The organism is Curtobacterium sp. MCBA15_013, assembly GCF_001865095.1.
In the GTDB taxonomy this organism is placed as follows: Bacteria; Actinomycetota; Actinomycetes; order Actinomycetales; family Microbacteriaceae; genus Curtobacterium.
Genome location: NZ_MJGQ01000045.1, coordinates 197,188 through 214,288 on the forward strand (window position 1 = coordinate 197,188; position 17,101 = coordinate 214,288).

The 17,101-nt window shown below is 71.9% G+C and carries 17 protein-coding genes and 1 pseudogene; 11 read left to right on the top strand and 7 right to left on the bottom strand.

All coding sequences use genetic code 11. The features are described from left to right. Positions 1-45: 45 nt before the first annotated feature. Genes uriH through BIV01_RS14880 form a run of 4 tightly spaced genes read left to right on the top strand, consistent with a single transcriptional unit; the run spans position 46 to position 4,296 of the window. Entirely contained in the window at positions 46-1,041 is a 996-nt protein-coding gene (gene uriH / locus BIV01_RS14865) for a uridine-preferring nucleoside hydrolase UriH (RefSeq protein ID WP_071303357.1), read from the top strand. Between the two features lie 5 nt (positions 1,042-1,046). Next, the gene (uriT, locus tag BIV01_RS14870) at positions 1,047-2,456 is read left to right on the top strand and encodes a uridine transporter UriT (protein WP_071303358.1); all 1,410 of its coding nucleotides are present in this window, start codon (positions 1,047-1,049) and stop codon (positions 2,454-2,456) included. Then, entirely contained in the window at positions 2,453-3,310 is an 858-nt protein-coding gene (locus tag BIV01_RS14875; RefSeq protein WP_071303359.1) for a ribokinase, read from the top strand. Before uriT ends, BIV01_RS14875 begins: the two co-directional genes overlap by 4 nt. A 50-nt stretch (positions 3,311-3,360) precedes the next feature. Then, positions 3,361-4,296, top strand: a complete 936-nt coding sequence (locus BIV01_RS14880; RefSeq protein ID WP_071296586.1) for a Ppx/GppA phosphatase family protein — start codon at positions 3,361-3,363, stop codon at positions 4,294-4,296. On the opposite strand, the gene BIV01_RS14885 is transcribed toward BIV01_RS14880, so the two are convergent. Continuing rightward, positions 4,293-4,898 (bottom strand): antibiotic biosynthesis monooxygenase, encoded by a 606-nt coding sequence (locus tag BIV01_RS14885; protein ID WP_071296587.1) that lies wholly within the window; start codon positions 4,896-4,898, stop codon positions 4,293-4,295. The two genes, BIV01_RS14880 and BIV01_RS14885, sit on opposite strands and share 4 nt — an antisense overlap. 49 nt (positions 4,899-4,947) lie before the next feature. Continuing rightward, on the bottom strand, positions 4,948-5,925 hold the full coding sequence (gene ku, locus BIV01_RS14890) for a non-homologous end joining protein Ku (RefSeq protein WP_071303360.1): 978 nt from the start codon (positions 5,923-5,925) through the stop codon (positions 4,948-4,950). 106 nt (positions 5,926-6,031) lie between these two features. Between ku and BIV01_RS14895 the strand changes: the two genes are divergently transcribed. The 6 genes from BIV01_RS14895 (at position 6,032) to BIV01_RS19475 (ending at position 11,446) form a co-directional block, all read left to right on the top strand. Beyond that, complete coding sequence (locus BIV01_RS14895; RefSeq protein ID WP_071303361.1) at positions 6,032-6,922, top strand: SDR family oxidoreductase; 891 nt, start codon at positions 6,032-6,034, stop codon at positions 6,920-6,922. Continuing rightward, positions 6,919-9,441: an ATP-dependent DNA ligase gene (locus tag BIV01_RS14900; protein WP_071303362.1), complete on the top strand. Its 2,523-nt coding sequence runs from the start codon at positions 6,919-6,921 to the stop codon at positions 9,439-9,441. Before BIV01_RS14895 ends, BIV01_RS14900 begins: the two co-directional genes overlap by 4 nt. Before the next feature lie 135 nt (positions 9,442-9,576). Next, on the top strand, positions 9,577-9,732 hold the full coding sequence (locus tag BIV01_RS19940; RefSeq protein ID WP_175473746.1) for a hypothetical protein: 156 nt from the start codon (positions 9,577-9,579) through the stop codon (positions 9,730-9,732). A 207-nt stretch (positions 9,733-9,939) separates the two neighbouring features. Next, entirely contained in the window at positions 9,940-10,554 is a 615-nt protein-coding gene (locus tag BIV01_RS14905) for an RNA polymerase sigma factor (RefSeq protein WP_229086513.1), read from the top strand. Continuing rightward, on the top strand, positions 10,551-11,120 hold the full coding sequence (locus BIV01_RS14910; RefSeq protein WP_071303582.1) for a hypothetical protein: 570 nt from the start codon (positions 10,551-10,553) through the stop codon (positions 11,118-11,120). Before BIV01_RS14905 ends, BIV01_RS14910 begins: the two co-directional genes overlap by 4 nt. Continuing rightward, entirely contained in the window at positions 11,117-11,446 is a 330-nt protein-coding gene (locus BIV01_RS19475; protein WP_071303363.1) for a hypothetical protein, read from the top strand. The genes BIV01_RS14910 and BIV01_RS19475 overlap by 4 nt, the downstream gene beginning before the upstream one ends. A gap of 28 nt (positions 11,447-11,474) precedes the next feature. On the opposite strand, the gene BIV01_RS19945 is transcribed toward BIV01_RS19475, so the two are convergent. From BIV01_RS19945 to BIV01_RS14935, 5 genes are all read right to left on the bottom strand, one after another. Then, positions 11,475-11,651 carry a hypothetical protein gene (locus BIV01_RS19945; RefSeq protein WP_156794789.1) on the bottom strand — a complete coding sequence of 59 codons (177 nt, stop codon included), beginning with the start codon at positions 11,649-11,651 and terminating at the stop codon, positions 11,475-11,477. A 10-nt stretch (positions 11,652-11,661) separates the two neighbouring features. Next, a complete protein-coding gene (locus BIV01_RS14920; RefSeq protein WP_071303364.1) occupies positions 11,662-12,624 on the bottom strand; it encodes a sugar phosphate isomerase/epimerase family protein in 963 nt (320 codons plus the stop codon). 159 nt (positions 12,625-12,783) lie between these two features. Next, the gene (locus tag BIV01_RS14925) at positions 12,784-13,467 is read right to left on the bottom strand and encodes a fumarylacetoacetate hydrolase family protein (RefSeq protein ID WP_071303365.1); all 684 of its coding nucleotides are present in this window, start codon (positions 13,465-13,467) and stop codon (positions 12,784-12,786) included. A 34-nt stretch (positions 13,468-13,501) separates the two neighbouring features. Next, complete coding sequence (locus BIV01_RS14930; protein ID WP_071303366.1) at positions 13,502-13,717, bottom strand: hypothetical protein; 216 nt, start codon at positions 13,715-13,717, stop codon at positions 13,502-13,504. 434 nt (positions 13,718-14,151) lie between these two features. Beyond that, positions 14,152-16,623 (bottom strand): phosphoketolase family protein, encoded by a 2,472-nt coding sequence (locus BIV01_RS14935; RefSeq protein ID WP_071303367.1) that lies wholly within the window; start codon positions 16,621-16,623, stop codon positions 14,152-14,154. Between the two features lie 209 nt (positions 16,624-16,832). On the opposite strand from BIV01_RS14935, the pseudogene BIV01_RS19950 reads away from it, so the two are divergent. After that, positions 16,833-17,101: pseudogene (locus tag BIV01_RS19950) on the top strand (hypothetical protein); the annotation flags it as partial.

The following is a 17,101-nucleotide window of genomic DNA, read 5'->3' on the forward strand; positions in this document are numbered from 1 at the left end:
GTCGAGCCTCGACCTCCTGATCCCCGAAGAAGTGGAGCGCCCCGCGTGCCCGAGAAGATCATCCTCGACTGCGACCCCGGCCACGACGACGCCGTCGCGATCCTGCTGGCCCACGGCAACCCGGACATCGAGCTCCTCGCCGTGACGACCGTCGTCGGCAACCAGACGCTCCCGAAGGTCACCCGCAACGCCCTCGCCGTCGCCCGCATCGCCGGGATCACCGGGGTCCCGTTCGCCGCCGGTGCCGACCGTCCGCTGCTCCGCGAGATCGAGGTCGCCGGTGACATCCACGGCGAGAGCGGTCTCGACGGGCCGATGCTCCCCTCGCCGTCGTTCGAGCTGGACGAGCGGCACGCGGTCGACCTCATCATCGAGACCGTCATGGCGCACGAGCCCGGCACGGTCACCCTGGTGCCGACCGGCGGCCTGACGAACATCGCCCTCGCGGCCCGCAAGGAGCCCCGCATCGTCGAGCGCGTCAAGCAGGTCGTCCTGATGGGCGGCGGGGTGCACGTCGGCAACTGGAGCCCGGTCGCCGAGTTCAACATCGTCATCGACCCCGAGGCCGCCTCGATCGTCTTCGACGCGGGCTGGGACGTCGTCATGGTCGGCCTCGACCTGACGCACCAGGCGCTCGCGACGCCCGAGGTCGCCGAGCGCATCGCCGCCGTCGGCACCGCCCCGGCCGCGTTCGTCGGCGAGCTGCTCGACTTCTTCGGCCAGACGTACAAGGACGCCCAGGGCTTCGACGCCCCGCCCGTGCACGACCCCTGCGCCGTCGCGTACGTCATCGACCCGACCGTCGTCCGTGCGGTGAAGGTCCCGATCCACGTCGAGACGCAGGGCACCCTGACCCTCGGCATGACCGTCGCCGACTTCCGCGCGCCCGCGCCGGAGGACTGCCGCACGAGCGCCGCGACGGAGCTCGACCACGGCCGGTTCTGGGACCTCGTCGTCGACGCCCTCGAGCGCATCGGCGAGACCCCGGACACCGGCTGGACGCCCCGGACCGCAGCCACCACGACCACCACGGAGCACTGACCCCCATGACCACCACATCGACGAAGAAGTCGATCGGCGCCCTCACCGCCGCGCTCCTCGCAGCCTGCATCGCGTTCCAGCTGAACGCGAGCATGCTCAGCCCCGCTCTGGTCACGATGGCCCGCGAGCTGCACACCGACGACGCCACGATCGGCCTGTCGCAGACGCTGTTCTTCACCCTGGCGGCGCTGTTCTCGCTCTTCCTGCCGCGCCTGTCCGACATCGTCGGCCGCAAGCGCGTCCTGCTCGGCATGCTCGCGGTGATGCTCGTCGGCAGCATCGTGGCGGCGCTCGCGGTCAACGTCCCGATGCTGTTCGTCGGTCGCATGATCCAGGGCGTCACCGGCCCGGTCGTCCCGATCGGCCTGCTCATCCTCCGCAACGAGATCGCCGACCCGAAGCGCTACGGCGCCGCCCTCGGCCTGCTCACCGCGGTGAACGGCGGCATCGCGGGCGTCGACGCGCTCGCCGGTGGGTGGATCGCGACGCACTTCGGGTTCCGCGGGATCTTCTGGGTCATCGCGATCGTCACCGTCGTCGCGGCGCTGATGGTCGCTGCGTGGGGCGTCGAGTCGAAGCCGTCGGCCGGCACCCGGATGGACTGGTGGGGTGTCCTGCCGCTCGTCGTCAGCGTCGGCGCACTGCTCACCGCGTTCAACGAGGCGGGCAAGCTCGCAGCCGCCGACTGGGGCCTCGTGGTCGGTGGCATCGTCCTCGCCCTCGTGGCCTTCGGCGTCTTCTGGGCGGTCGAGTCGCGGGTGCGCGAGCCCCTCGTCGAGACACGGTTCCTCAAGCGCCGTGCGACCTGGGCGCTGCTCGTCACGACCCTGCTCACCATGACGGGCGTGTTCGCGGTCGTGAACGGCCTCGTCACGAGCCTCGCGCAGAACCCGGACGCGGGCTTCGGCATGGAGGCCGACCTCGCCTCGCTCGCGTTCCTCACCCCGTACGCGCTGGTCGGCTGGATCGTCGGACCCTTCGCCGGCCGGCTCGCGCCGACCCTCGGCTACCGCGCCGTGCTGCGCGTCGGCCTGGTCGGGAGCATCGTCGCGACGCTCGTCATGGCGTTCGTCGGCGTGCACTCGCTGCCGGTGCTCATCGCCGCGACCGTGCTGATCGGCATCACGTACGCCGGCATCGCGAACATCATCCTGAACGGGCTCGGCATCGTGCTCTCGCCGGAGTCGAACCCCGGCTTCCTGCCCGGCCTCAACGCCGGTGCGTTCAACCTCGGTGCCGGCATCAGCTTCGCCGTCCTGCCGGCCCTGCAGATCGCGCTCGGGACCGGCGGGTCCGCGGGCACCGCCGGGTACTCCGGTGGCATGCTGCTCGGTGCCGTGATCACCTGCGCGGCACTCGCCACGTCCTTCCTCATCCCGCGCCCGGCCTCGGCCGAGACAGGAGCCGCCGCATGACCGGCATCGTCGTCGTGGGGAGCCTCAACGCGGACCTGGTGGTCCGCACGGAGCGCTTCCCGAAGCCCGGTGAGACCCTCCAGGGGTCCGACCTCGCGATCCTGCCAGGCGGCAAGTCCGCCAACCAGGCGGTGGCTGCCGGGAGGCTCGGGGGCACCGTGCGCATGATCGGCGCGGTCGGCGACGACGGGAACGGTCGACTGCTGCGCGACTCCGTCGCGGCGGCGGGTGTCGACACGACGCACGTCGCCGTCCGGGAGGGCGTGGCCACCGGCACCGCCGTCATCACGGTCGACCGCGCAGGGGAGAACACCATCGTGATCTCCGCCGGCGCGAACGGCACGCTGACCCCGGACGACGTCCCCGCCGATGCCCTCGACGGTGCCGGCGTGCTCGGTCTCTGCCTCGAGGTCTCGATCGACGTCGTCCTGGCCGCCGCCCGGGCAGCGCAGGCCGCCGGGGTCACGGTGCTCACGAACCTGTCCCCGTTCGGTGCCGTCCCGGCGGAGCTGCTCGAGCTGACCGACGTCCTGCTCGTCAACGAGCACGAGGCCGCGGAGCTCGGGGAGCACGGTGTCCGACGGTCGATCGTGACCCGGGGCGGTTCGGGCTGCGTCGTGCACGACGGTGACGCCGAGCCGGTGTCGATCGACGCCGTCCGGGTCGACCCGGTGGACACCACGGGCTGCGGCGACGCGTTCATGGGTGCGGTGGCGCTGCGCCTCGCCGCCGGGGACCCGCTGGTCGAGGCCGCGCGGTTCGCGGTCGGTGTCGGGGCGTACGCCGCGACGAAGGCGGGCGCGCAGGCGTCGTACCCGACCACCGCGGAACTCGAGGCGTTCCTGCGGGGCTGAACCGCGCCTCCTGGGCCGTGCCCGTCCGACGGGGCCACTAGCGTTGTGGCATGCGCGTGGGAGTCCTCGACATCGGGTCCAACACCGGCCACCTGCTCGTGGTGGACGCCCACGGCGGTGCCGCCCCGCTGCCGGCGTCGTCGTTCAAGCAACCGCTGCGCCTCGCCGAGCACCTCGACGACGCCGGCGCGGTGACGGAAGCGGGCGTCGACGCCCTGACCTCGTTCGTCGCCGACGCCGTCCGCGTCGCCGAGGACCGCGGGTGCGAGGACATGCTCGCGTTCGCGACCTCGGCCGTCCGCGACGCCGTGAACTCCGACGCGGTGCTCGCCCACGTCGAACGGGCGACCGGCGTCGAGCTCGCCGTGCTGTCCGGCGGGGACGAGGCGCGCTTGACGTTCCTCGCCGTCCGGCGGTGGTTCGGGTGGTCCGCCGGTCGCCTGGCCGTGTTCGACATCGGCGGTGGGTCGCTCGAGATCGCCGGCGGAGCGGACGAAGCGCCCGACGTCGCGTGGTCGATGCCGATCGGCGCCGCGCGGCTCGCCCGGTCGTACTTCGCGGCGGGGACCCCGACCGAGGACGACGTGCGCCGGATCCGGCACGAGATCCGGGTGGAGATCGCCCGCGACGCCGGGCTGCTGCTGCGCGCCGGGCGGCCGGACCGTGCCGTGGCGACCTCGAAGACGTTCCGGTCGATCGCACGGATCTGCGGCGCAGCGCCCTCGGGTGCGGGGCCGCTCGTGCCGCGCGCGCTCGACGGCGACGTGCTCCGCGCGAAGCTGCCGGCGCTCCTGACGATGTCGGTCGCCGAGCTGGCCGAGCTCCCCGGGGTGTCGCCGAGCCGGGCGCACCAGGTGGTGCCGGGAGCCCTCGTCGCCGAGGCCTGCCTGGACATCTTCGACCTGCCGGCGCTCGAGATCTGCCCGTGGGCGCTCCGCGAGGGCGTGATCCTCGAGCGGCTCGACCAGCTGTCGGTGCTCGGCTAGCCGTTCCTCGGCGGTGCGAGGAGCCACGGGCGGATCATCCGGGTGACGAACGGCAGCACCCAGAACGTCATGATCGGCGTGAGCACGAGCGTCGTGACGAGCACGCGCGGCAGCACGGGGAGTGCGCCGAACGCGGGGACGAGCCAGCCGACGAGGTAGGTGAACGCCAGGTTGACCGGGAAGAACCCCAGCCAGATGCTCACGGCCTGCTTCCACCGCGGCGGTGCGCTCGACGCCGGGGCATCGGCCGGTGCGTCGAACCACCCCTCGATCCCGGTGCGCTTCTCGACACGGGACTCCACCACGAGGTCACGGCCGAGGTCGAGCCACCGTAGCCGGTCGTCGGAGTTCTCCCACGTGGCGAGGGAGTCGTGGTCGGCGAACCGGTAGAGCATGTGCCACTCACGGCTCGTCGCGTGTGAGCGGACCCAGCCCGAGCCGAGGAAGCCCGGGTAGCGGTTGGCGAGGTTCACGCCGGACTGCACCCAGCGGGTGACGTCGGGGATCCGTTCGGGTTCGACGAGTCGTGTGATGGAGACGGTGACGGGCGGGCCATCGGTCGCGGGTGGCGACGACAAGGCCCCAGGCTCTTCTGGAGTCATGCGTCAAGTCTGGCCGACGCGTGTTTCCTGCTCGTGTCGCGCGGTCCGGCTAGCTGGCCTGCTTCTTGGCGGCCGGCTTCTTCGCGGGGGCCTTCTTCGCGGGGGTCTTCTTCGCGGGTGCCTTCTTCGCGGGTGCCTTCTCGGCCGGGGCCTTCTCCGGTGACTCGTCGGCCGTGGAGTCCTGCTTCGTGGAACGGGACCCGCTCCGGGAACGCGACCCCGTGCCTCCCGACCCGGACCGCTTCTTGTCCACCGACGCGCGCAGGGCGGCCATCAGGTCGATGACGTCGCCACCCTCGTCATCATCGTCGTCCTCGGAGCGCTCACCGAAGGTCTTCTCGGTGTCGATGTCGTCGCCGGACTCCAGCTTCGCGTCGATGAGCTGCTGCAGCTCCACCTGGTAGGCGTCGGTGTAGCGGTCGGGGTCGAAATCCGTGGACATGCTGTCGACGAGCGACGACGACATCTTCAGCTCGTTCGCGCTGACCTTCACCGCTGCGTCCAGCCCCTTGAAGTCGGCGGCACGGACCTCGTCGCCCCAGAGCAGCCCCTGCAGCAGGATCACGTCGTCGTTCACCCGCAGGACACCGAGCCGGGTCTTCTGCCGGAGCGTGAACTGCACGATCGCCAGCCGGTCGGTCTTCGCGAGGGTCTCGCGCAGGAGCACGTACGCCTTGGGGGAGCGGGAGTCGGGCTCGAGGTAGTAGGACTTCTCGAACATCATCGGGTCGACCTGGTCGACGGGGACGAACTCGAGGACCTCGATCTCGTGCGACTGCTCCTCGGGGAGCTGCTTGAAGTCGTCGGCGGTGAGCACCACCGTCTTGTCGCCGTCGTCGTAGGCGCGCTGGATGTCGGCGTACTCGACCTCGTGGCCGAACTCGCAGACGCGCTTGTACCGGATGCGGCCCTTGTCCTCGTCGTGGACCTGGTGCAGCGACACGTCGTGCGTCTCGGTCGCCGCGTAGACCTTGATCGGCACGTTGACGAGCCCGAACGCGATGGAGCCCTTCCAGATCGACCTCATGGGCACATGATGCCCGTCTCTCCACGGGAGCGCCCGCAGCGGACGGGTTCTCCACAGATCCTGCTTCGCTGAACCGCGGTGGCCGCGGCGCGAGCACCATGGGCCCATGAGCCAGCTCGACAAGCAGGACCCGCGCGACCAGTTCCCCCGTCCGCCCTTCCCGGCCCAGACGCAGCAGGGATCCGGACTGGCGAGCGCGATGGACCCGGCACCGGACCACGGCGAGACGAGCTACCTCGGCACGGGCCGCATGCCCGGCTACCGCGTGCTCGTCACCGGGGCCGATTCGGGCATCGGACGGGCAGCGGCGATCGCGATGGCCAAGGAGGGCGCGGACGTCGCCCTGAACGCCCTGCCCGAGGAACGCGACGACCTCGAAGCCGTGCGGGACATCGTGGGCGGCCTCGGGCGGAAGGCCGTGCTGCTCCCCGGTGACCTGACCGACGAGGGGTTCTGCGACACACTCGTGCGCGACGCGGTCAGCGAGCTCGGCGGACTCGACGCGCTGGTCCTCGTCGCCGGCCACCAGAAGGTGCACGACGACGTGACGGCGCAGTCGACCGAGGACTTCGACCGCACGATGAAGGTCAACCTGTACTCGCTGTTCTGGCTCGTACGCGCGGCCGTTCCACACATGGCGCCCGGCAGTGCGATCGTCACGACGAGCTCGGTGTCCGCCTACCAACCGCAGGACCGGATGATCGACTACGCGGCGACGAAGGCCGCCATCATCACGTACACGAACGGGCTGGCGCGGCAGCTCGCGGCGAAGGGGATCCGGGCGAACACCGTCGTCCCGGGCCCGGTGTGGACGCCGCTGCAGCCGATCAGCTACCCGGGCGACGAGATCGCCGCCTACGGGCAGGACACGCCCTTCGGTCGACCTGCACAGCCGGTCGAGCTCGGCAGCGCGTACGTGTACCTGGCCGGCCCCGAGTCGTCGTACACGTCGGGGACGACCCTCACGGTGGCGGGGGCGACCGGGGTGGCGCTGTGAGTCCGACCGCGCGCAAGACCGTGGTCCTGGTGGGGGACCGCCGCATCGCCCTGACGAACACCGACAAGGTGCTCTACCCGGAGACCGGCACCACCAAGGGACGCGTGATCGAGTACTACGAGCGGGTCGCGCCGTGGATGATCCCGCACGTGAAGGACCGCCCCGTGACCCGGAAGCGCTGGGCGAACGGCGTCGACGGCAAGGTGTTCTTCGAGAAGAACCTGCCGGACTCCGCGCCCGACTGGGTCCGGCACCACACCATCCACCACGCCGAGCACGACAACGAGTACCCGATCGTCGACGACCTGCCGACCCTCGTGTGGATGGCGCAGCAGGCCGCGCTGGAGCTGCACGTGCCGCAGTGGCGGTTCGGCCCCCGCGGCGGGCAGCAGAACCCGGACCGGCTCGTCCTCGACCTCGACCCCGGCGACGGCGTCGGGCTGCCCGAGTGCGTCGAGGTCGCACTCGCGGCGCGCGAGATCCTGCACGGCATGGGGCTCGACCCGTACCCGGTCACGTCCGGGTCGAAGGGCATCCACCTCTACGCCGCGCTCGACGGCGGGGCCTCCACCGCACACGTCTCCGAGGTGGCGCACGAACTCGCGAAGGCGCTCGAGCAGGACCTGCCGGACCTCGTGCTCTCCTCGATGAGCCGGGCGGAGCGGACGGGCAAGGTGTTCGTCGACTGGTCGCAGAACAACGGCAACAAGACGACGATCGCGCCGTACTCGCTGCGCGGCCGTGACCGGCCGACGGTCGCCGCGCCCCGCACCTGGAAGGAACTCACCGAACGCGGGCTCGCGCAGCTCACCCTCGACGAGGTCCTCGAACGCCTGGAGGAACGGGGCGACCACCTGCACCCGGTCGCCTCCGCCTCGTTGGCGGTCGGACGGGACGACCACGGTCACTGGGACAGCGACCGGACCCAGCAGGCGAACGACGCGGAGCAGCCCGCGCGCGACCGGCTCGCCGCGTACCGCGCCAAGCGCGACGCGTCGAAGACCCCGGAACCCGTGCCCGAGGACGCGCCGACGGTGCGGAAGGACGGCACCCCGACGTTCGTCATCCAGGAACACCACGCCACACGCGACCACTACGACTTCCGGCTCGAGCACGACGGGGTCCTGGTCAGCTGGGCGCTGCCGAAGGGTGAACCCACCGACCCGGGGAAGAACCACCTCGCAGTACAGACCGAGGACCACCCGCTCGAGTACGGCGCGTTCGAGGGCACGATCCCGAAGGACGAGTACGGCGGCGGGACGGTCACGATCTGGGACGACGGCACGTACGAGCTCGAGAAGTGGCGTGAGGGCGAAGAGGTCATCGTCACACTGCACGGCCGGACCGGCGGCGCTCGCCGACTGGCGCTGCTGCACACCCGCGGGCGGGGTGGTGGGCGCGACGGCGACGAGAAGAACTGGCTCATCCACCGCACGAAGGACCAGCCGGACCGCCTGGCGGACGGCGGGGACGGGGCGGGGACGAGCCGCGCCTCCCGGCCCGCACCCGCCGGCGGCGACCCGACCGCGCGCATCGACCGGACGGCCGCGTCGGACACCGCTCCGGCTGATCGCCGCACGATGCAGGCGACCCTCGCGAAGGGCGAACCGACGCTGGACGAGTCGGACTGGGCGTTCGAGATGAAGTGGGACGGCATCCGCGCGCTCGCGACCGTCCGGGACGGTTCGGTGACGCTCCGCAGCCGCAACGACAACGACCTGACGGTGCAGTACCCCGAGCTCCGGGAACTCGGCGACCGCGCCGGGGTGGACGGCGTGTTCGACGGCGAGATCGTGGCCCTCGACGATCGGGGGCGGCCCTCGTTCCAGCTGCTGCAGAACCGGATGGGACTGACGAAGTCGCGCGAGGTCGAGGCGGCGCGACGGGAGACACCGGTCCGGCTGCTGCTCTTCGACGTGCTCGAGGCGGACGGGCACGAGCTCACCCGCCTCGGGTACGACGCGCGTCGCCAGGCGCTCGAGACGGTGGTCGAACCGGGCGGCGCGATCGACGTCCCGCCCGCGTACCAGGGCGACCTCGCCCGGGCGATGGCGGACTCGGCGGAGCAGGGACTCGAAGGGGTCGTCGCGAAGAAGCGGACGTCGAAGTACGCCGAGGGTCGGCGATCCGAGGCGTGGCTCAAGCTGAAGCACCACGCCACGCAGGAGGTCGTGGTCGGCGGGTGGAAGCCGGGGAGTGGTCGGCGTGCTGGTGGGGTCGGCTCGCTGCTCCTCGGCGTCCGGGGGCCGGACGGGCTCGAGTACGTCGGGAAGGTCGGCACCGGCTTCCGCGACCGCGACCTCGACGAGATCGGTGCGACGCTCGCCGCGCTCGAGCGGAAGACCTCGCCGTTCGTCGACGTCCCTCGGCCCGATGCCCGCGACGCGCACTGGGTGACGCCGAAGCGCGTGGGCGAGGTCGAGTTCGCCGAGTGGACGTCGGACGGCCGGTTGCGACAGCCCTCCTGGCGTGGGTGGCGGGTGGACAAGGACCCGGGGGACGTCGTCCGGGAATCGTGAGCATGCATCCGCATGGGGTCAGCCCGGGGCGAACTTCCGTCCCCCGTTCCACCCTCGACCGGGGGACGAATCGGGGGTGATCCCCCGGGATTCCGGTACGGGCTGTTACGTTCGCCGGGACGAAAGGGCGCGAGCATGAGCGCGAGCAAGTACCTGCCCCCGTTCACCGCGGAGGAACGAGTCACGATCGCAGGGGACCGATCGGCGCGCACACCCGTGGACCCGGGGGTCGCGGTGACGGAGTCCGAGGTGACCTACGCGGACTTCCTCGGTGACGAGGTCGACGAGTAGGTCGGGGACGACGGTCCACGCGGTGTTCGCTCCGCGTGGTGATCGACCACCGACGCCGCGGGCTGGGGGAGAAGACGGCCCGTGCGCCGGATCAGGGGACGCACGGGCCGCCGTCGGGGCGCCGTGACCGGTCGTTCAGGGATGACCGGTCACGACGCGCTTCGCACCAGGCACGCACCGCGCTCCTGGTAGACCCGTACGTAAGACGTGACGACGACCGCGATCGTCACGCGAGAACCGAAGAAAATCGACGAGGAGCCGACCCTGAGCGACGCTGACGCCCTGGCGTCCCTGTCGGACGCCTCCCTCGTCGCGCGCAGCGCCGACGGCGACACGGTCGCGTTCGGGGTGCTGATCCGCCGCTACGGCCCGCACATGCGCGCCTACGCCGCTCGGATCCTCGGACACGGCGACGGCGAGGCCGAGGACGCCGTGCAGGAGGCGGCGCTCCAGGCCTGGCAGCGCATCGACCGGGTGGACGACCCCGACCGTGTGCGGAACTGGCTGTTCCGGATCGCGGCGAACAAGGCGCTCGACCGACTCCGTCGTCGGCATCCACACCTGGACCTCGAAGCGGTGGTCGACTCGGCCGACGACCGCCCTGTCGACGAGGTCGTCAGCACGCGGCTGCAAGTCCAGGAACTCGCGCGTATCGTGCAGGCACTCCCGGACGCGCACCGTGCCGTCTGGGTGATGCGGGAGATCGGTGGGGCGTCGTACGCCGAGATCGCCGAGGCGACGGGGATGCCGCAGGCGACGGTGCGCGGGGTGCTGGCGCGGGCACGACGTCGTGTCCTCGAGCAGATGGAGGGGTGGCGATGACCGACGACGAACGGTTCGGCGCGTTCACCCTCGAGGAACTCTCCGACTACCTGGACACCGACCGCACCCCGGCACGGCCGGACATCGAGGGCGACCCCGACGCGGCCGCCGCGTTGGTGCGGCTCGAGTCGCTGCGGACGGCCTCGCGGGACCTACTCGACGCCGAGGCCGCGGAGGCCGCCGGGGCCGACGCCGGTTGGATCGCCAGCGTGCTCGCGTCGGTGCGGACGACGGCGCACGCGGGGCGGGACATCCCCGTCCCGGACGACGACCCCGCGTCGACGCTCGTCGTGACCGAAGGCGCACTCCGCGGACTCGTGCGGGCTCTCGGCGACGAGGTACCCGGCGTGGTCGTCCGACGGACCAGGTTCACGGGCGACCTCCGGACGGCCGGTGGATCGGTCGATGTCGAGGTGTCGATCGCCGCGAGCGCCGACGGGCCGGTGCACCTCCGCGCCGAGGCACTCCGGTCGATCATCGAGGACGCGCTCGCGGCGCACGCACCCTTCGTGGTGCGGTCCCTCGTGGTGCGGGTGGCGGACCTCATCGAGAGAGGACGACCGTGACCGACGACGTGCGCAGTGTCTCGCGCGGACTGACCGCGGTCGTGCTCGGGGTCCCCGGGGTCCGCTCGGTGCTGCCACCGGGGCCGAACCTCGCCACGCTCGTCCGCGACGTCCACTCGGTGCTCGACCTGCCCCGAGACGGTGGCGCGGTCCTCGTGCAGGACCGACGCGAGGGCGCCCGGATCCGCGTGGTCGTGACGACGGACCGGCGGGTCCCGACGCTCGGGCTCGTCCGGAACGTCCGCGACGCGGTGGTCGCCGAGGGGGCGGCGTTGCTGGGACGTCGACCATCGGACGTCACCGTGCGGGTCGTCGAGATCGACTGAGCGCCGGCGATGCGCCTGCCGGGGGAACTCAGGGAGCGGGCGCGGGACCGTCGGCGGGCTCGGCGTCGTCGGCGACCGGGAGGTCCTCGTCGATGAGGTCGTCCTCGTCCGGTTCGACCACCTCGGCCGCAGCCGCCTTCGCCTCGTCGATGGACTCCTGGGAGCGGCGGAGCAGGTCGTCGTCGTGTGCTGGCTGGTCGGTCATGCCGGTGACGCTACGCCGGAGCTCCTGAGTCGGCGTCGCGGCGACGGTCGCTCGGCGGGGGAGCAGCCGGCGGCTCGAAGTCCACCGCCGAGGTCGGCGCCGGGGTCGTCGGCATCGCGGGGACGGCGGGCGTCCCGAAGGCGTCGGCGGCGTCGAGCACCGCCCGGGTCGCCGCGGCAGCGGTCCGGAGGGCGTCCCCGATCGGCATCGCCCGGTGTGCTGCCGTCCGGACCTCGACGCCCCACGGCTCGTCGAACCCGAGGTCGCGCACGGTGCGGACGAACCCCGGGACGTCCCAGGCGCCGGCTCCGGGCAGGTGGCGAGCTTCGCGGGCCTCCTCGGCGAGGGTCATGCCCGCCGGGGTGTGGAGCAGGCCGTCGCTCAGCTCGACCGCGGCCAGCGACGCCGGCGCGACGCCCTCGCGGATGGAGGCGAGCGTGGACCCGCCGCGCAGTGCGTGCATCACGTCCACCAGGAGCCCGCCGTTCGGGTGACCGGCGGCGGTGACGAACCGGGACGCGCGCTCCACCGTCGGCAGGTTCGACCACGGCTCGGGCTCGAGGACGAGCTGCGCACCGACCTTCGCGGCCTGCCCGGCCAGTTCGTTCCAGTCGTCGACCATGGCGGACGGCGAGACGCCGGGCAGCGTGACGTCCGCACGCGCGACGACCTGCCAGGCGCTCAGGGTCGCGGCGGCCTCGAGCACCACACCGCGGTCGGCGTCCTGGTCGGTGGTGTGGTTCGCGCAGGTCCACCAGCGTTCGAGCGGTCCCAGCTGGACCCAGACGATCCCCGCACCGTCGAGCATGCGGCGGAGGGCGGCGAACCCGATCGTCGCCCGCACCTCGTGCAGGTCACCGAGCGACAGCGAGAGTCCGGCGAAGCCGGCAGCACCGACGGCGTCGATGCGCTCGCCGATCGGTTCGGTCCCGGCCCATGTCCAGGACGTCGCGAGCAGGTCGTGTTCCTGCACGGCGGCACCTCCGTTCTCCGGACACGCCGCCCCGCCCCGTCGCGGTCGGGTGTCCCCAGTGTGGCGACACCGCGCACCCCGCAGCGGCGTCGAGACATTGCTACTCGGTGGTGCTGCGAGCCCTCCCAGGCCGCCGACACACGGGGGAAACGCGTGGGGTCACACGATCACGGTCCGGACCGAGCCCACGCCGGCGATCGAGCCCTCGAGGAGGTCCCCGCGGGCGAGGACCCCGACACCGTCCGGGGTGCCGGTGAACAGGAGGTCGCCCGGCGCGAGGGACACGAACCGCGAGAGCTCCGCGATGGTCTCGGCGACGGACCAGATCTGGTCGGCGAGGTCCCCGGACTGTCGGAGCTCACCGCCCACCCGCAGCTCGATCGTGCCCGACGTCGGGTCGACGTCGGCGGCGGGGACGATCGCGCCGACCGGGGCCGAGGCATCGAAGCCCTTGGCGGTGTCCCACGGGCGGCCGAGCCGCTTCGCCTCGGCCTGCAGGTCGCGCCGCGTGAGGTCGATCCCGACGGCGTAGCCCCAGACGTGGTCGAGGGCCGTGTCGACCGGGATGTCCGTTCCGCCGCGACCGATCGCCACGACGAGCTCGACCTCGTGCTCGAGGCGCTCGGTGACGGACGGGTACGGGGTGTCCGCGTCGTCGGTCACCACCGCGCCCGCCGGCTTCGTGAAGAAGAACGGCGGCTCGCGGTCCGGGTCGTGGCCCATCTCGCGAGCGTGCGCGGCGTAGTTGCGGCCCACGCAGAACACCCGCCGGACGGGGAAGCGTCCGCCGGTCGTGGTGGGGACGGTCGGGAGGGTCGGGGCCGGGATGACGAGGTCGCTCACCCGTCCAGCGTGCCACCGGCAGCGCGGTGCTCGGTCAGCCCTCGCTGATCGAGGCCTCCCACCGGAGCTTCCGTGCTCGTGCCCGTTCCTGTCGTTCGCGCCACTCGATGCGCATCTCCGCGAGTCGTTCGAGGTCACCGGCCGCACGGACGAGCGGCCCGTAGTGCGGGTGCGCGAGGAGCTTGGGCGTGCGCCGCTCCATCCGGTCGAGCCGTGCCTTGAAGGACCGGTCATCCTCGTCGGAGATCATCGTCCTGTCGTTCCTTCCCAGATCGGCGCCGTCGCGCAGTCATCGTCTCGTGGTCGTCGAGCGCTCGTCGGACCCACTCGTCGTCATCGGTGACCCAGGGCCGGGACATGAGAGCGTCCGTCATCAGAGCCGCCGCATCCCGCTGCCGTTCGTCCTCTGAGACGGCACGTGCGACCACCCACGACCAACGCTGCCACCAGTGGTCCCGATGCCCCAAGAACTCTGTATTCCGCCGCGCCCGACGCCCCTCGACCACCGTCACCACCACGCTCGCGACCGCCACCAGGGCGCTGAGCAACGACACGCTCGCGCTCGTCCAGCCTGCATCCATGACGACCACCCTGACGCGACAGGACCGGCCACGCGCCGAGCGTGACCGGTCCTGTGGAACGTGATCCGCGCCTCCTGGATGTGGAGGAGTGCGCGGACGCGCGTCAGTTGCCGGGCGCAGCCCCCTCGGTCTCCCCCTCGCCCGGGTCGCCACCCGTGCCCTCCGATGCCGCCTCGTCCTGCGGCCACCCCGAGAACCGCCACGCACCGACGCTCGGGTGGTCCTCGCCCTTCGTGTACGCGTACTCGCGGGCCGCCGTGCGGGCCTCGGACAGCCGCGTGCGCAGCGCGTCGTGCGCCGACGCGTCCACCCGGGTCAGGGCGTCGTGCGCGAGCGCGAACCGGTCCATCTCGTTGCGCATGAGCATGTCGAACGGGGTCGTCGTCGTGCCCTGCTCGAGGAACCCGTGCACGTGCAGGTCGTCGTGCCCGTTCCGGCGGTAGGTCAGTTGGTGCACGAGGGACGGGTACCCGTGGAACGCGAAGACGGTCGGGGTGCCGGGCAGGAACAGTTCGTCGTAGCGCTCGTCGGGGACCGGGTGCTCGTGCTTCCGGGGGTCGCCGATGGACAGCAGGTCGACGACGTTCACGACACGGACCCCGACCTCGGGAGCGTGCTGGCGGATGATGTCCGCGGCGGCCACGGCCTCGACGGTGGGGACGTCCCCGGCACAGGCGAGCACGACGTCGACGCGGCCGACGGACTCCTCGGTGCCGGCCCAGTCCCAGACCCCGAGCCCCGCGGCGACGTGCTCGACCGCGTCGGGCAGCGACAGGAACACCGGCTCGGGGTGCTTGCCGGCGACGATCACCTCGATGCGGTCGGTCGTCTCCAGTGCATGCGCGGCGACGGCCAGCAGGGTGTTCGCGTCGGCCGGCAGCTTGATGCGGACGAGGTCCTGCTGCTTCGACGCGACGACGTCCAGGAACCCCGGGTCCTGGTGCGAGAAGCCGTTGTGGTCCTGGCGCCAGACGTGCGACGACAGCAGGATCGACAGGTTCGGGACGGGTGCCCGCCAGTCGATGTCCGTCGAGGACTCGAGCCACTTCGCGTACTGGCCGACCATGGAGTCGATGATGTGCGCGAACGCCTCGTAGGTGTTGAGGACGCCGTGGCGGCCGCTCAGCACGTAGCCCTCGAGCATCCCCTCGAGCAGGTGCTCGGACAGCACTTCGGTGACCCGACCGTGTGCGCCGAGGTGCTCGTCTCCGACGCCACGCTGGGCACGCCAGACGCGCGACGTGACGTCGAAGACCGCGTCGAGCTTGTTCGACACCGTCTCGTCCGGGCCGAAGAGCCGGAAGGACGAGGGGTTCCGCTGGATGAGTGCGGCGAGCCAGGGGCCGAGCGTGCCGGTGGCGCTCGCGTCCTCGCCCACGGGGACGCCGAACTCCTCGAGCCCGGGGCGGTCGAGTGCGGTGCGGAGCCGGCCGCCGTTCGCGTGCGGGGTCGCACTCATCCGCAGGTCGCCGGTGGGCCGGATGGTGGTGAGGATGCCGATCGGCTGGCCGTCGTCGTCGAACAGCTCCTCGGGGCGGTAGGACCGCATCCACTCCTCGAGCTGCCGGCGGTGGTCGTCGTCCTCGCGGACGGCGGGCAGGGGGACCTGGTGGGCGCGGAAGGTCCCCTCGACCTGCTGGCCGTCGACGACCTTCGGGCCGGTCCAGCCCTTGGGCGTGCGGAGGATGATCATCGGCCAGCGCGGTCGGAGGTCCGCAGCACCGGCCGGCTGTCCGGCGGCCGCTCGCTGCGCCTGGGCGCGGGCCGCGGCCTGGATGTCGTCGATCGTCGCGAGTGCACGCCGGAGCGCACCGTCGAACAGGGCGTGCACGGCGAACGGGTCGTCGTCGACGCGGGCGGAGTCGACCACGATCGGCTCGTACCCGAGCCCGCGGAAGTAAGCGTGCAGGTCGTCGTGGGGGATGCGTGCGAGGACCGTCGGGTTCGCGATCTTCCACCCGTTCAGGTTGAGGATCGGCAGCACGGCGCCGTCCGACACCGGGTCGAGGAACGTGTGCGCCTGCCAGGACCCGGCGAGCGGCCCGGTCTCGGCCTCGCCGTCGCCGACGACGCACGCGACGACGAGGTCCGGATTGTCGAGTGCTGCTCCGTACGCGTGCGCGAGGGAGTAGCCGAGCTCGCCGCCCTCGTTGATCGACCCCGGGGTCTCGGGCGCCGCGTGCGAGGGGATCCCACCGGGGAAGGAGAACTGCCGGAAGAACTGCCGCAGCCCGTCCGGGTCCGGCGTGATGTCCGGGTAGAGCTCGCCCCACGTGCCGTCGAGCAGCGCGTTCGCGTTCATCGCGGGACCGCCGTGACCGGGTCCGCAGATGTACAGGAGCTGCCGGTCCGTCTCGGCGATGAGCGCGTTGCAGTGCGCGTAGACGAGGTTGAGCGCCGGCGAGGTGCCCCAGTGTCCGAGCAGCCGGGGCTTCACGTCGTCCGGCGTGATCGAGCGGTCGAGCAGCGGGTTGTCGAGCAGGTAGATCTGCCCGACGGTGAGGTAGTTCGCGGCGCGCCACCAGGCGTCGATCGCGCGGATCCGGTCGGTGCTCGAGGGGGATGCGGGGGCCATGCCCCCACGGTACGGAGGCGGTTGCGGGGGAATCCCAGAAAAACTTCCAAACCGTTCGGCAGGGGGTGCCGAATGCATGTCACAAGGGCAAACGCCCAGGGCGCTCTCCGGTCACGAACGGCCGGGCCACAGCAAGCACACAGCACGGCGCGTGCACAGGAGCACGTCGCCACCGGCCGGAGCCCCCGAGACAGCAAAGGACCCAACCCATGCGCAAGTCCCTGAAGACCTCCATCACGCTCGCCACGACGGGTGCGCTCGTGCTGGGTGGTGCCGCGTTCGGCATCACCTCGGCGCAGGCCTCGACCCCGTCGGTGCACACCGTGTCGTCGTCCTCGTCGAAGATCCCCGGCCCCGTCGCGTCGGTGCCCGAGGTCCTCGGTGGCGACACCGCCGTGAAGCTCGACTCCGGCTTCACCGACGCCCTGACCGCGCTGAAGCTGACCCCGGGTGTCTCCGGTGACGCCAAGCTCGCCGA

What these genes read in the sequence shown, in the direction of transcription:
- uriT (WP_071303358.1), top strand. Translation starts at nt 1,047, where the DNA reads ATGACCACCACATCGACGAAGAAGTCGATCGGCGCCCTCACCGCCGCG.
- BIV01_RS14875 (WP_071303359.1), top strand. Translation starts at nt 2,453, where the DNA reads ATGACCGGCATCGTCGTCGTGGGGAGCCTCAACGCGGACCTGGTGGTC.
- BIV01_RS14880 (WP_071296586.1), top strand. Translation starts at nt 3,361, where the DNA reads ATGCGCGTGGGAGTCCTCGACATCGGGTCCAACACCGGCCACCTGCTC.
- BIV01_RS14885 (WP_071296587.1), bottom strand. Translation starts at nt 4,898, where the DNA reads ATGACTCCAGAAGAGCCTGGGGCCTTGTCGTCGCCACCCGCGACCGAT.
- ku (WP_071303360.1), bottom strand. Translation starts at nt 5,925, where the DNA reads ATGAGGTCGATCTGGAAGGGCTCCATCGCGTTCGGGCTCGTCAACGTG.
- BIV01_RS14895 (WP_071303361.1), top strand. Translation starts at nt 6,032, where the DNA reads ATGAGCCAGCTCGACAAGCAGGACCCGCGCGACCAGTTCCCCCGTCCG.
- BIV01_RS19940 (WP_175473746.1), top strand. Translation starts at nt 9,577, where the DNA reads ATGAGCGCGAGCAAGTACCTGCCCCCGTTCACCGCGGAGGAACGAGTC.
- BIV01_RS14910 (WP_071303582.1), top strand. Translation starts at nt 10,551, where the DNA reads ATGACCGACGACGAACGGTTCGGCGCGTTCACCCTCGAGGAACTCTCC.
- BIV01_RS19945 (WP_156794789.1), bottom strand. Translation starts at nt 11,651, where the DNA reads ATGACCGACCAGCCAGCACACGACGACGACCTGCTCCGCCGCTCCCAG.
- BIV01_RS14930 (WP_071303366.1), bottom strand. Translation starts at nt 13,717, where the DNA reads ATGATCTCCGACGAGGATGACCGGTCCTTCAAGGCACGGCTCGACCGG.
- BIV01_RS14935 (WP_071303367.1), bottom strand. Translation starts at nt 16,623, where the DNA reads ATGGCCCCCGCATCCCCCTCGAGCACCGACCGGATCCGCGCGATCGAC.